Genomic DNA, 13,737 nt, shown 5'->3' with positions numbered 1-13,737 from the left:
ATCATCACCCGAATCGTGCGGCCAGCCGGTGGTAGAGGCCCGGGGCTACACCGCGCACGTAGGCCGGCACCCGCAGCCAGGCGGGCACGTACACCTCCCACCGGCCCTGCCGCACCGCCCTGCACACGGCCTCGGCCACCTTCTCCGGTGCCATCGGACGCGGCCTGGTGCGCGTGTAGGGGGTGCCGCGCCGCTCGAAGAAGGGGGTGTCGACGACGCCCGGCAGGATGTGCGTAAGACGCACGCCGGTGCCGTCGAGCTCGTAGCGCAGCGCCTCGGCGAAGGTCGCCACGGCGGCTTTCGCCGCGGAGTAGACGGCTTCGCCGCGCACCCCGAACGTACCCGCGACGGAGCCGATCAGCACGATGTGCCCGCCGCCCTCGGCCAGCATGTGCGGCAGCACCAGGCGGACCAGGCGGACGACGGCGACGAGGTCCACGGAGAGCACCCGTTCGGCCGCGGACAGCGGCATGGCGTGGAAGGGCCCCGCCCAGCCGACGCCCGCGCCGGCGACCAGCAGGTCGATCCGGCCGGCGGCTCGCACCGCCTCGCTCACCAGGTGCTCGGTGTCGTCCTCGGCGGTGAGGTCGGCGCGCAGGACCGTGCCGGAGGTCGCCGCCGCCACCTGCTCAAGGCGGCCCGCGTCCCGGCCGCTGAGCACCAGCCGCCAGCCGCCTTCGGCCGCGAGCCGCCGTGCCACGGCCGCCCCGATGCCCGACGAGGCGCCCGTCACGAGGGCCACGCCGTGCGCGGTGCCGCCGCGGTCGGCCAGTTCCGGAACGGGCCGGTGAGTGATGCCGGTATCCATGCGGGCCATGACATCTGCCTCCGTCCGCCGTGGTCGCGCCGGTGCACCACGAAAGTCGCTGCGGCACGACGTGCGGGGTCGTGTTGGAGTAGCCGTGCCCGGCCCTCCGTAAACCTCTCCCGGGGCCGTCCGCAGCAGCGGAGGAACCCGATACGGGGACATCGGCGGCCGGCGCGTTTGGCGTGGCTGCTCGAAACGCGCCCCTCGTCGGAGCCGCATGCGTCCTGCGAACAGTCTCGGCGGTCCGAGGCTCGCCCGCCTCCGGAACACCGTCCACCGGGCAGGCCGCATCCACCGTTCGAACCGGGCCCGCCGTTTGAGCCCGCCCGACCGCGGATACCCCGGGGCGAGGGCACCCCAGTGGCCGTCCGGACCGACCGGGCCCGGAGCCGCGGGGCAGGACCGGCCACGGGGCCGGGCGCGCCACACGGCACGGAACCGCCCGTGTCCGGCGGGCACCCCACCGACGAACCGGAGGACGGCGGATGCCCGCACGATTCCTCATCCTGAGCGCAAGCATGGGCCGTGGACATGACGCGGTCGCCGCGGAGCTGGCCCGCAGGCTGCGGGCGGCCGGCCACCACACCGCACGTGCCGACGTGCTGGACCTGCTCCCCGGGGGCCTCGGGGCATCAGTGCGCGGTTTCTACCGGACGGCCGTCGGCCGCTTCCCGGCGGTGTACGCGGGCGTGTACGCGACGTTCTTCCGCACCGGCCGCGGGCCACGGCCGGGCAGCGCGCCGCTGGCCGCCCTCGCGGAGCGCGCGTTGCTGGATCTGGTGGCCCGTGAGCGGCCGGACGCGGTGGTGGCGACGTTCCACCTCTCCGCGCAGCTCACCGGTCGGCTGCGGGCCCGTGGCGCGCTGCGGGTACCGAGCGCGGTGGTCATCACGGACTTCGCCGCGCACCGGCAGTGGCTGCACCCGGGCAACGACCTGCACCTGTGCCTCACACCCGAGATCGCGGAGCGGGTGCGCGAGTCGCTGGGGCGGCCCGCCGCGGTGTCGGGGCCGCTGGTGGGCGAGCGGTTCCTCGGGCCGGCGCCCAGCGCGGACGACTGGGCGGCGAGGCTCGCCGGCACGCCAGGCGGCCCGGTGCTGGTGTCGGCGGGCGCCTGGGGAGTGGGCACCAGGGTCGCGCAGACGGCGTGGCTGGTGTCCGCGGCCGGCTATCTGCCGGTGGTGCTGTGCGGGGACAACGAGCGGTTGCGGCGCGAGCTGGCGCGGGAACCGGGAGCGCTGCCCCTGGGCTGGGTGGACGACATGCCGGGGCTGCTGGGCGCCTCGCGCGCGCTGATCGACAACGCGGCCGGGCAGACGTCCCTGGAGGCGTTGGCCGCCGGCGTGCCCGTCATCGGCTACCGGCCCATTCCCGGGCACGGCGTGGAGGGAGTCCGGACGATGGCGCGGCTCGGCCTCAGCGACCACGCCTGGGACTCGTGGTCGATGATCCGCGCCCTGGACACGCTCACCCCACCCGGCGCGGTCCGCGAACGGCGCCTGGAGGCGGGCCGGGCGCTGCTGCGGCCCGACGCGGTGCGGCCGCTCAGGGAGCTGGCCGCGGGCTCGCCGCCTCACGCGCCGGCCTCGGGGTCGCGGTCGGACGCCGGCCACACGTAGGGCAGGTCGTCGGGCACGCCGGGGAACAGTCCCGCGTAGTGCCCCGGGTCCTTGCGGACCAGCGCGGACCGGTGGCTGCGGTGGAAGTCCGGATCGCCCAGCCAGGGCGGCAGCTCGCCGGCGGTCGCGAGCTCCCGCTGCGCGCGCACCCGGCGCCCGGGGGCACGGGCGGCGAAGGAGGCGAGCATCGACGCCGCGCAGGTGTCGGCGCGCCCCTCGGCGGTCCACGCCGCGCAGATGGCGAGGCCGTAGCAGACCAGGGCCTCCTCGTAGCCGTGCCACATCCGCACGGCGGGGTGCCGCCGCCAGCCGTGTCCGGGCACGGTCAGGCCCCGCAGCACCTGAAGGGCCTCCACGCGCTGCTTGCCGAGCCGGCGGGCGTCGAGCACGGCTGCCGTCTCGGCGAAGTCGGGGTACGGCAGGAATGTCTGCATGGTGATGCTTTACCCCCGGTCAGCGGGGCCGTGCGGGACGCGGCGGGGGCGTGCGGTGGCGCAGGAAGGACGGGTCGCCGCGGTTTCGGGTAACCCGTATCCCCATGACAGGGCTGACGCATCTCGAACGCTTGGCGCGTCTGGGCCGTCGCAGGCGGGGCGCCCGCGCGGACGACGGCGAAGGACGGCACGACCGCGCGCAGGACGGTGGTGCCGACGAGCGGCACGGAGCCGCCGCCCCCGGGGACCGTTCCGGGGGCGGCGCGCGCGACCGCCCGGGCGGCGAGGGCCCGGAGGCCTCCGCGGAGGGGACACCGGCCGCTGCCGGGGCGACCGTCGCCGGCGGGCCCTGGGCGTTCGGCAGGCGCTCGTGGTGGGCGGTGCTGCGCAGGACGGCCGGGGAGTTCCGGCAGGACGAGCTGACCGACCGCGCCGCGGCGCTGACGTACTACGCGGTGCTCTCGCTCTTCCCCGCGCTGCTGGTGCTCGTCTCGCTGCTGGGCCTGGCCGGGCATGCGGCGACGGAGCACATCGTGGCCACGCTCAGGAGGTTCGCACCGGCCTCGGCCGGCCGGACCATCACCGACGCGGTGCACCGCCTCCAGGCGGACGCCTCACTGGGTTCCGCCCTCGCCGTGGTGGGCCTGCTGGGCGCGCTGTGGTCGGCGTCGGGGTACGTCGGGGCGTTCATCCGCACCGCCAACGCGGTCTGGGGCATACCGGAGGGCCGTCCGCTGCTGCGGGTGCTGCTGGTGCGGCTCTCGGTGACGGTGGCGCTGGTGCTGCTGGCCTGCGTGAACGCGCTGATCGTGGTGTTCACCGGCGGGATCGCGAAGCGTGCCGGCTCGGCACTGGGCGTCGGCGACACCGCGCTGACGGCCTGGTCGGTGGCCAAGTGGCCGGTGCTGGTGGTCCTGGTGGCCGCGATGATCTCGCTGCTGTACTGGGCGAGCCCCAACGTGAAGGCGCGCGGGCTGCGCTGGGTGGCGCCGGGCAGTTGCCTGGCGCTGGTCATCTGGATGGCCGCCTCGGCGGGCTTCGGGGTCTACGTGGCGAACTTCAGCTCGTACAACAGGACGTACGGCACGCTCGCCGGGGTGATCGTCTTCCTGGTCTGGGTGTGGATCGGCAACCTGGCGCTGCTGCTGGGCCTGGAGTTCGACTCGGAGCTGGCCCGCGAGCGGACGCTCACCGGGAAGGGCAAGGCGCGGCGCGCACGGTATGCCGAGCCCCGGGACACCCGCAAGTGGAGCCGGCGGGATCGGCACCGTGCGGCGGAGTGACACACCGCGGGATTGGCTCCACGGCATCGACGCCCGGCTTGTGGGTACCCCGTGCTGGAACCGAACAACGGCAGGGAAAGGCAGGTGAGGGGCGTGAGCACCGTCTACCACGACCGGCAGGGCACCGCCGACGAGTCGGTGGGCGTGCTGGTCTCCCGTGCGTCCGAGCAGATGTCCCAGCTTGTGCGCCAGGAGCTCCACCTGGCCCAGGCGGAGATGCGGCAGAAGGGCAAGCGGTTCGGGATCAGCGGAGGCCTGTTCAGCGGGGCGGGGCTGATGGCGTTCCTCGCGATGGAGGCACTGGTGGCCGCGGCGATCGCCGGGGTGACGGTGGCTCTGCCGGTGTGGGCCGCGGCGCTGGTCGTCGTCGGCGCGCTGCTGCTGATCGGGGGCGCCATGGGCCTCGCGGGCAAGCTGGAGATGAGCCGGGCCACGCCCGCCGCGCCACGGCAGACCATCGACAGCGTCAAGACCGACGTGGCCGAGCTGAAGGAGGCGGTACACCGATGAACCGCAACTCGCATCCCGGACCGTCCGCCACGCCCGCCGAACTCCGCGCCCAGGTCGAGGAGCTCAGGGAGGAACTCGGCCACACCATGGAGGCGCTGGCCGCCAAGGCGGACGTCAAGTCCCGTGCCCAGCAGCGAGCGGTCCTGGTCCGAGAGCAGATGCACGACAGGGCCGTGCACGCCAGGGGCAGGGCGCACGACACGGCGTCGCACATGAAGGGGCGGCGCGCCCGGACGTCCCGTGCGCACGGCGGGGGGCACCGGCCGGCGCTCCTGATGAAGGACAAGCGGGTGCTCATCGCGCTCGCCGTACTGGCCGCCGCCGGCACCGTCTTCGCCGTGGGCCGGAACCGCTACTGCCATCGACGGCACCGCTGAGTCCCGCCGGCCGCGGCCGGTAGGCGATCGCGGCCGGGCGCACCGGCACGCCGTTCCCGGCGCATCACCGGGCGCACATCGGCCCCGTGCCCGCCGGCTCCGCGCCGGCGGGCACGCGCCGTGCCGGGACGGTGCCGTCCCTCTCGGCCGCCGGCGCCCCTGGTACGGCCGGGGTGCGGGCGGGATCGGGCCCGGACCGTTAGAGACCCCTCCTCAAGGGCACTCGGGGGCTGCGCTGTTCTTCAGTTGCCACGGACGAAGGACGATGGATGACCATGGACACACCTCGCAAGGAGAAGCCCTCACAATCCCGACCCACTTCCCGGTCCGCCGCGGCGCACGTCACCCGGCGGGCGACCCCGGCGGCCCGCCCGTCCCGTTCCACGGGAACCGGCGGAAGCATCCGCACCTGCATACCGGCCCTGCGCGGCCGGGGCGGCTACCAGGAGCCGGCAGAGGCGGAGCCCGACTCGCACATCGTGCGCGGCGAGGACTGACCGCCGCCCGCCTGCCGCCACGGCGCTCCCGCCGGCTGATTCGCCGGCGAGCGGAGCCGGTGGCGGCAGGACCGCGATTCCCCGGACACGGCCCCTTGACGAGGCGCCGCCGTCCGACGCACTGAACTCGGGCCACCCGCCCACACTCGGCACGAGCCACTGCCGGGGCATCCCTGACAAGCCACCAGGCCCGCGCTGACACGGCACAGCACGGCCGCCGACACCGCCGGGCTACGTCGCCGTGGCTCTTGATGCCGGGGCCCTTGATGCCGCGGCCCTCGCCGCACCCGGACCGGGCCGCCTCGGACGGGAGTCCTGCATGATGTCCGGATGAGCATCCCGACACACCGGACCGCGCCGCTGCCCGCGGCCGTCGACGCCGATGCGCTGCTCGCCCTGGCCGGCGCCCACCACACCCGTGCCGCGCGCGCCTTCGGGACCCGTACGGCCGGCGGTCACCTGGTGAAGGTCTACGGGCTCCAGGCCCCCGGCCGCGAGGTCGGCGAGGCCGAGGTCGCCGGCGCGCTGAGGATCGCCGCCGCCCACCTGGAACTGGGCCCGCTGCGCGGCTCGCTGGGCCTGGCCGTGCTGATCGTGCACGCCGGCGGCGACGGCGACTACGTCCTCGTCCACGACTGGATCGAGGGCCACATGTCCGACCTCGCCGTCTTCACCGGCCCGGCCGGCGAGCCCGAACGGCTGCGGCCGGGGCGCACCGGACTCGCCCCCTGCGTCTGGGAGGCGGCCCTGCTCGCGCACGAGCGTGAGGCGTTCTCACGGCACGTCCTGAGCGGCAGCGGCCCCCTCGCGGACCGGCTGGCCGCATGGGGGGCCGATGTGCTGGAAGGCGAGGTCGGCTAAGGGGCGCCCGGGCCCCCAACATGACCGCCCTGCCCGGCGCCCTCGAGAGGATGGTCAGCAGCTCGCCGCCGTGGGCTCCATGACCACGCGACAATAAACCAACCGCCTGGTTGACAATCTCGCCACGCCTGCACTACCGTCACAACCATCCAGTTGGATTACTTTCCTCCGAAAACAACCAACTAGTTGGAACTTTTCTGAGAGGTTGCACGTACCGCAGACCCGGTTCGACACCGCCGGGCCTCCGGACCCCTCACTCACACCCGCACCCACATCAGCATCCACGAGCAGGAGCCATGTCCACCACCTCGCTTCCCTTCACGGCCGCATCCACAACCGCCGACGTCCTCGAAGGAGCCGACCTCACCGGACGTCGCGCCATCGTCACTGGCGGTGCCTCCGGCATCGGCCTGGTCACCGCCCGCGCCCTCGCCCGAGCCGGCGCCGACGTCACCGTCGCCGTCCGCAACCCGCAGGCCGCGAAGGAGGCCGCCGACGCCATCGGAGCGCACGTGGCCCGCCTCGACCTGGCCGACCGCGCGAGCATCGCCGCGTTCACCGCGGCGTGGCACGGCCCGCTGCACATCCTGGTCAACAACGCCGGCGTCATGGCGCTGCCGGAGCTGACCCGCACCGCCGAGGGGTGGGAGTACCAGTTCGCCGTCAACCACCTCGGCCCGGCGGCTCTCACCCTCGGCCTGCACGACGCGCTCGCCGCCGCCGGTGACGCCCGCGTGGTCCAGGTGGCCTCGTCAGCGCACCTCATGTCGCCCGTCGACCTGGACGACCCGCACTTCGAGCACACCCCCTACGAGCGGTGGGCCGCTTACGCCCGCTCCAAGACGGCCGTGGTGCTGTTCGCCACGGCCCTGGCGAAGCGCTGGGCGGGCGACGGCATCAGCGTCAACGCCCTGCACCCCGGCGGCATCATGACCGAACTCCAGCGCCACCTCGACGACGAGCAGCTGGCGTTCGTCGGCGCCAAGGACGCCGACGGCAACACCCTCGACGTACCGCCGGGCTGGAAGACCCCGGAGCAGGGCGCCTCCACCTCGGTGCTGCTCGCCGCGTCCCCGCTGGTCAGCGGGATCACCGGCCGCTACTTCGAGGACAACGCCGTGGCACCCGTGCGGGCGGAGCCCGATCCCAGGGGGACCGGTGTCGCCGCCTACGCGGTCGACCCCGAGCTGGCCGACCGGATGTGGGAGGCGACCGAGAAGATGCTCGGATGACGCGCGGCGGGTCAGCCCGCCGGCGCCATCGAGGGGTTCGCCGCCGGCGGCCGGGAGGTGTAGCCCGTCGCCCGTCGTGGAACGGTGCGAGCGAGGCCGCCGGGAACACCGGATCGCGGCGGCCCGCCCGTCCCTCGCCGGCCTCACCGGCCTTGCCGGCCTTGCCGCGCGAGACCCCTCCCGCTCCGGCCTAGGCTGCGGTCCAGGTTCGAGTACCTGGAGGTGCGTTCATGTCCGACTGGCGAGCACGCGCGGCCCGCGCCCGCAGGTGGCCCCTGCGCCCGGCCGGCCACAGCAGCCGGAGCGGAGAGGAACCCGCCCCTGAGCACTCGATGGACCCGAGGTCGGAGGTCGAGCCGCGCGCGCCCCTGGAGCGCAGCGTCGTGGACGCCGCCGTCTACCGCGAGGGCAGGCGCATCGACGTGCCGGCCTCGCTGGAGGACATCTACGAGCAGCCGCCCGGCGAGCCCGGCACGGTGGCCTGGATCGGGCTGTACCGCCCCTCCCCCGCCCAGCTCTGGCAGGCGGCGGACCGGTTCGGATTGCACGAGCTGGCCGTGGAGGACGCCATCGTCGCCCACCAGCGCCCCAAGCTGGAACGGTACGACGACACGCTGTTCGTCGTGCTGCGCTCGGCCCGCTACCTGGACGAGACGGAGGAAGTCGACTTCGGCGAGCTCCACATCTTCGTGGGCCCGGACTTCGTGCTCACCGTGCGCCACAGCCAGGCCCCGGACCTCGGGGCCGTACGCTCGCGCCTCGAGGAGACACCCGAGCTGCTGGCGCTGGGCCCGGAGGCGGTGCTCTACGCGATCCTGGACGCCGTCGTCGACGGATACGCGCCCGTGGTGGCCGGACTCCAGAACGACATCGACGAGATCGAGACCGAGGTCTTCGGCGGCGACCCGAAGGTCTCGCGCCGCATCTACGAACTCTCCCGCGAGGTCATCGAGTTCCAGCGCGCCACCCGCCCGCTGCTGACCATCATGCGGGACCTGGAGGCCGGCTTCGAGAAGTACGGCACCGGCGACGAACTCCGCCGCTACCTGCGGGACGTCGCCGACCACGCCACCACCGTCGCGGAGCGTGTGGACGCCTTCCGGCAGATGCTCGGCGACATCCTGACCGTCAACGCCACCCTCGTCTCCCAGGCGCAGAACCAGGAGATGAAGGACCTGGCCGAAGCCGGCCACGCCCAGAACAACGAGATCAAGAAGATCTCCAGCTGGGCCGCCATCCTCTTCGCGCCCACCCTCGTCGGCACGGTATACGGCATGAACTTCGACCACATGCCGGAGCTCCACTGGCTCGTCGGCTATCCCTTCGCGCTGGTCCTGATGGCGCTGGTCTGCCTCGGCCTGTATCTGGTGTTCAAACACCGGGACTGGCTGTAGCGGCCAGGCCCACTCTGCCCCGCTGAGGCCGTCCGGGGCACACGTTCCACTTCACGGCAGCGGCAGCGGCAGCGGCAGCGGCAGCGGCAGCCCGGACGGTCGGCTCGGCGGGTCCGGTGGGAACCGGGCACCGCCAGGCCCCACCGGCTGCTCCGTCGGCACTCCGCACCTCCCGGCGACGGTGCACAACGCGGCGTGACGGTGCGGGAGCCGCGCCGAGACGGGGCAGGCAGTGTGTCTCACGTGCTGGAACGAATCAGCCCACGTCTTGAAGGCGGCCCGCCCCCGTGCACAGAATGCCTGCATGACCGCTGCTGGAGACCTGCTCGTGGAACGCCTCCACGTCGACCTGTGTCGCCGCTCCAGCGCCGCTTGTCGCAGCTGACCGCTCCCCGCACCGGTCCGGCCTCCCGCTTTCGCCCTCGCCGCTTTCCCGTGCCCGTCCGATCCGGATGCGCTCCGGGCGGCTTCCACGGTCCTTCCGCGTTCTTGCGGGGCCGGTAGCGGGTCGGCGGCGGCCGGCCGTGCTCGCTCCCGACGGCCTCTGCGGCCCTGAGGTGTCCTGCCTCCCCATGCTCTGAATGCCCGGGGCCGGACTTCTTCGGGCTGCCGTCATCCCCCCTTCTCCCCCGTCCACCGCGCCCTTGCGGTTTCTGGAGTGCCTTGTGTCCGCACTGACGTTCCACTGGTTCCTGCCCACCACCGGCGACAGCCGCCACATCGTGGGCGGCGGCCACGGCTCCGTGCCTGGCGCGGCCCGCGGCGACCGGCCCGCCGGCGTCGAGTACCTGGGGCAGATCGCCCGTTCCGCCGAACAGCTCGGCTTCGTCGGCGCCCTGACCCCGACGGGGGCCTGGTGCGAGGACGCCTGGGTGACCACGGCGATGCTCACGCAGGTCACCGAGCGGCTGAAGTTCCTGGTGGCCTTCCGGCCCGGCCAGGTCAGCTCGACGCTCTCCGCGCAGATGGCCGCCACCTACCAGCGCCAGTCCCACGGGCGTCTCCTGCTGAACGTGGTGACCGGCGGCGAGTCGCAGGAGCAGCGCGCGTACGGCGACTTCCTGAGCAAGGACGAACGGTACGCGCGCACCGGCGAGTTCCTCGACATCGTGCGGCGCCTGTGGGCCGGGGAGAGGGTCGACCACGACGGCCCGCATCTGCGCGTCGAGGGTGCCGGGCTGAACCGGCTGCCCGACCCGGCGCCGGAGGTCTACTTCGGCGGTTCCTCGAAGGCCGCCGGAGACGTCGCGGCCCGTTACGCCGACGTGTACCTCACCTGGGGCGAACCGCCGGAGCAGGTACGGCAGAAGATCGAGTGGATACGCTCGCTCGCCGCCGAGCAGGGCCGCGAGGTGCGGTTCGGCATCCGTCTGCACGCCATCACCCGGGACACGTCGGCGCAGGCCTGGGCCGAGGCCACCCGGCTGCTGGAGGGCATGGACCCCGAGCGGATCGCCGCCGTGCAGCGAGGGCTGGCCGGCAGCGAGTCGGAGGGGCAGCGGCGGATGCGGGAGCTGCACGGCGGCGGCACCGACGGCCTGGAGATCTACCCCAACCTGTGGGCGGGGGTCGGGCTGGTGCGGGGCGGGGCCGGCACGGCGCTGGTCGGCAGCCACGAGGAGGTGGCCGACCGGATCGAGGAGTACCACCGCCTGGGCATCGACGAGTTCATCCTCTCCGGGGTGCCGCACCTGGAGGAGGCGTACTGGGTCGGCGAGGGCGTACTGCCCCTCCTGGAGCGGCGCGGCCTGTGGCGGCACCCTGCCACGGCCGGCGCGCCCGACGGGACGGCCGGAACGCCGGCGGCCGCCGCCGAGCCGGGCCTCGTCCCCTTCATGGCCCGATGAGCGCGGCGCAGACGGCGCACGCCGAGCCACCGCCGTCCCGATCGCGTGCGGACATCCGGCGGCTGCGCACCGTGGTGCTCTCCAGCCTCGCCGGGACGACCATCGAGTGGTACGACTTCTTCCTCTACTCCACGGCCGCGGGGCTCGTCTTCGGCAAGCTGTTCTTCCCCACCGCGAACCAGACGGTCGGCACGATGCTGTCCTTCGCGACCTTCGCCGTCGGCTTCCTCGCCCGCCCCCTCGGCGGCCTGCTCTTCGGCCACATCGGCGACCGCATCGGCCGCAAGCGGACCCTGGCGTTCACGATGGGCCTGATGGGCGTCTCCACCGCGCTGATCGGGGTGCTGCCGACCTACCGGCAGGTGGGCCTCCTCGCGCCCGTGCTGCTGCTGGTGCTGCGCGTCGCGCAGGGCGTGGCGCTGGGCGGCGAGTGGGCCGGCGCCGTGCTGCTGGCGGTCGAGCACGGCCCGGCGGGGCGCAAGGGCCGGTACGGCAGCTTCCCGCAGCTCGGTCTCGCCTTCGGGCTCGCCCTGGGCACCGGCGTGTTCGCCCTGCTCAGCAAGGTGCTGAGCGACGCGGCCTTCCTCGGCTACGGCTGGCGGGTCGCCTTCCTCGTCAGCCTGCTGCTGGTGGCCGTCAGCCTGGCCGTACGGCTGCGGGTCGCCGAGACACCGGACTTCGACGCGGTGCGGCGCAGCCGCGAGGAGTCGGGTGAGCGGTCGGCGACGCCGCTGATGGAGCTGGCCCGCGAGCCGATCTCCCGGCGGCACGCGCTGCTGGGCATGGTCGCCCGGTGGGGTGAGGGGGTGTCCTTCAACACCTGGGGCGTCTTCTCCCTCACGTACGCGACGGAGACGCTGCACCATGCGCGTACGCCGGTGCTGCTGGCGGTGACCGCGGCCTCGCTGGTGATGGCGGCGCTGCTGCCGCTGTCCGGTGCGCTGGTGGACCGGGCCGGCCCGCGCCGCGTCTACCTGGCGGGCATGGGGCTCTTCGCCCTCTCCGTCTACCCGGCGTTCTGGCTGTTCGGGGCCGCCGGGAACTGGGCGTTCGCCGTGGCGCTGGTGGCGACGCTGGGCGTGGTGCACGCGTCGTTCTACGGGGCCCAGGGCACCCTCTTCGCGGCGCTGTTCCCCACGTCCGTGCGCTACACCGGCATGTCGGTCGTCTACCAGGTGTCCGGCATCTTCGCCTCCGGCCTGACCCCGCTGATCGTGACGGCACTGATGGCACTCGGCTCCGGCACTCCCTGGCTCGCCTGCGGCTACCTGGTCGCGACCGGGCTGGCGAGCATGTGGGCCACCGTCCGGCTGCGCGACCGCGACCTGCACCTCGGCGCCGCAGGACCCGCCGGGCCCTCGCTCGCGGCGGCTCCGGCCGGCGGCCCCCGGAGCAGCGCGTCGGGGGTCGCCCATGGCACCTGATCGACTCGCTGCGGGAGGGCACTGCAGGGACGGGACTTGCGCGGCTCGGGGTTCAGGTCGCCGCGCCCGCCCTGCGGCCGTGCCCGCTGCCAGGCCGGCCGGAGCCGGGCATCAACGTCGTGGGGGGAGAGCCACCGCCCGCCTGATGTCGACGAGCGTCCACATCGACCGCGTCGAAGCGGTACGGGGGTGGCCCCCACCCATCACGCTCCGGCCGAGGGGCCGGTCACCTGTTGACCGAGTACGAGTGGGCTCCGGCGCCGGCCAGGGCTCCGCCGTCGACGATCAGGTACTCGTCGCGGATCGGCTTGCCCGCGAGCCACGCCTCCAGGATCTCGCGGGTGCCCGCCGCGTAGCGGGCCTGGGCGGAGAGCGAGGAGCCGGAGATGTGCGGGGTCATGCCGTGGTGCGGCATCGTCCGCCAGGGGTGGTCGGACGGCGCCGGCTGGGGGTACCAGACGTCGCCCCCGTAGCCCGCCAGCCGGCCGCTGCGCAGGGCCCGGTCGATGGCGTCCCGGTCGGCGATCCGCGCCCGCGCCGTGTTGATGAGGTAGGCGCCGCGCTTCATCGTCGCGATCAGCTCGTCGCCGAAGAGCCCCTCGGTCTCGGGGTGGAGCGGGGCGTTGATCGTCACGACGTCGCAGAACGGCACCATGTCGCCGGTGCTCTCGTGGAACGTCAGGCCCAGCTCCTCCTCGGTCTCGCGCGGCAGCCGGTACCGGTCGGTGTAGTGCAGCTTGACGTCGAACGGCGCGAGCCGCCGCAGGACCGCCAGGCCGATGCGCCCGGCGGCGACCGTGCCGACGTGCATGCCCTCCAGGTCGTACGACCGGGCCACGCAGTCCGCGATGTTCCAGCCGCCGTCCCGTACGACCTGGTGGGACGGCAGGTAGTTGCGGACGAGGGAGAGGATCGTCATCACGACGTGCTCGGCGACGCTGATGCTGTTGCTGTACGTCACCTCGGCCACCGTCACCCCGTGGGCGATCGCGGCGTCGAGGTCGACGTGGTCGGAGCCGATGCCCGCGGTGATCGCGAGCTTGAGGTTCTTCGCGCCGGCGATCCGCTCGGGCGTCAGGTACGCGGGCCAGAACGGCTGCGAGATGACCACGTCGGCGTCGGCCAGTTCGCGCTCGAACACCGATCCCTCGGCGTCCTTGTCGGAGGTGACGACGAGGGTGTGCCCGGCGGACTCCAGGAAGCTGCGCAGGCCGAGCTCGCCGGAGACGCTGCCCAGGAGATGGCCCGGGGTGAAATCGACCGCGGCGGGGGTCGGGGCGGTCTGGCCGCCGGGGTAGTGGTCGATGACGGGGACGTCGTCGCGGGCGTACGCCGCCGGGTGTCCGTCGGTGGGGTCGTCGTAGAGAACGCAGAGCACCTTTGCCATGTCGCGGCTCCAACTCCTGGGATGCGGAAGAACTCGGCTTCCCTGCGCAGGAAGGATGATTGAA

General features: G+C 73.7%; 14 protein-coding genes. 11 read left to right on the top strand and 3 right to left on the bottom strand.

The features are described 5' to 3' along the window. Positions 1-4: 4 nt before the first annotated feature. A complete protein-coding gene (locus tag Sm713_RS39400; protein ID WP_374196148.1) occupies positions 5-808 on the bottom strand; it encodes an SDR family NAD(P)-dependent oxidoreductase in 804 nt (267 codons plus the stop codon). Between the two features lie 485 nt (positions 809-1,293). Here Sm713_RS39400 and Sm713_RS39395 point away from each other — a divergent pair, with 485 nt between their 5' ends. Beyond that, positions 1,294-2,427 carry a galactosyldiacylglycerol synthase gene (locus tag Sm713_RS39395; RefSeq protein WP_212914714.1) on the top strand — a complete coding sequence of 378 codons (1,134 nt, stop codon included), beginning with the start codon at positions 1,294-1,296 and terminating at the stop codon, positions 2,425-2,427. On the opposite strand, the gene Sm713_RS39390 is transcribed toward Sm713_RS39395, so the two are convergent. Next, complete coding sequence (locus Sm713_RS39390) at positions 2,382-2,861, bottom strand: MSMEG_6728 family protein (RefSeq protein ID WP_212914713.1); 480 nt, start codon at positions 2,859-2,861, stop codon at positions 2,382-2,384. The genes Sm713_RS39395 and Sm713_RS39390 overlap by 46 nt on opposite strands. 104 nt (positions 2,862-2,965) lie before the next feature. Here Sm713_RS39390 and Sm713_RS39385 point away from each other — a divergent pair, with 104 nt between their 5' ends. The 10 genes from Sm713_RS39385 (at position 2,966) to Sm713_RS39345 (ending at position 12,286) form a co-directional block, all read left to right on the top strand. Beyond that, entirely contained in the window at positions 2,966-4,144 is a 1,179-nt protein-coding gene (locus tag Sm713_RS39385) for a YihY/virulence factor BrkB family protein (RefSeq protein WP_212914712.1), read from the top strand. Between the two features lie 93 nt (positions 4,145-4,237). Next, positions 4,238-4,654: a phage holin family protein gene (locus Sm713_RS39380; RefSeq protein WP_212914711.1), complete on the top strand. Its 417-nt coding sequence runs from the start codon at positions 4,238-4,240 to the stop codon at positions 4,652-4,654. Next, positions 4,651-5,031, top strand: coding sequence for a DUF3618 domain-containing protein (locus tag Sm713_RS39375; protein WP_212914710.1), 381 nt, complete (start codon positions 4,651-4,653; stop codon positions 5,029-5,031). Before Sm713_RS39380 ends, Sm713_RS39375 begins: the two co-directional genes overlap by 4 nt. Before the next feature lie 269 nt (positions 5,032-5,300). After that, complete coding sequence (locus Sm713_RS39370; RefSeq protein WP_212914709.1) at positions 5,301-5,528, top strand: hypothetical protein; 228 nt, start codon at positions 5,301-5,303, stop codon at positions 5,526-5,528. Positions 5,529-5,858: 330 nt separating this feature from the next. Then, complete coding sequence (locus Sm713_RS39365) at positions 5,859-6,389, top strand: hypothetical protein (protein WP_212914708.1); 531 nt, start codon at positions 5,859-5,861, stop codon at positions 6,387-6,389. Between the two features lie 296 nt (positions 6,390-6,685). Beyond that, positions 6,686-7,621: an SDR family NAD(P)-dependent oxidoreductase gene (locus tag Sm713_RS39360; RefSeq protein WP_212914707.1), complete on the top strand. Its 936-nt coding sequence runs from the start codon at positions 6,686-6,688 to the stop codon at positions 7,619-7,621. A gap of 230 nt (positions 7,622-7,851) precedes the next feature. Next, positions 7,852-9,015 (top strand): magnesium and cobalt transport protein CorA, encoded by a 1,164-nt coding sequence (locus tag Sm713_RS39355; RefSeq protein WP_212914706.1) that lies wholly within the window; start codon positions 7,852-7,854, stop codon positions 9,013-9,015. Between the two features lie 304 nt (positions 9,016-9,319). Then, the gene (locus Sm713_RS41915; RefSeq protein ID WP_374196147.1) at positions 9,320-9,400 is read left to right on the top strand and encodes a putative leader peptide; all 81 of its coding nucleotides are present in this window, start codon (positions 9,320-9,322) and stop codon (positions 9,398-9,400) included. A gap of 280 nt (positions 9,401-9,680) precedes the next feature. Next, a complete protein-coding gene (locus tag Sm713_RS39350; RefSeq protein ID WP_249416968.1) occupies positions 9,681-10,862 on the top strand; it encodes an LLM class flavin-dependent oxidoreductase in 1,182 nt (393 codons plus the stop codon). Beyond that, on the top strand, positions 10,859-12,286 hold the full coding sequence (locus Sm713_RS39345) for an MFS transporter (RefSeq protein WP_212914704.1): 1,428 nt from the start codon (positions 10,859-10,861) through the stop codon (positions 12,284-12,286). The genes Sm713_RS39350 and Sm713_RS39345 overlap by 4 nt, the downstream gene beginning before the upstream one ends. A gap of 226 nt (positions 12,287-12,512) precedes the next feature. Here the strand turns inward: Sm713_RS39345 and Sm713_RS39340 are convergent, their stop codons facing one another. Then, positions 12,513-13,673, bottom strand: coding sequence for an NAD-dependent formate dehydrogenase (locus Sm713_RS39340; protein WP_212914703.1), 1,161 nt, complete (start codon positions 13,671-13,673; stop codon positions 12,513-12,515). Positions 13,674-13,737 lie beyond the last annotated feature (64 nt).

It is taken from the genome of Streptomyces sp. TS71-3, assembly GCF_018327685.1.
GTDB lineage: Bacteria > Actinomycetota > Actinomycetes > Streptomycetales > Streptomycetaceae > Streptomyces.
Note: the sequence above shows the minus strand (reverse complement) of the source record. Positions and strands in the feature narration are given on the sequence as shown.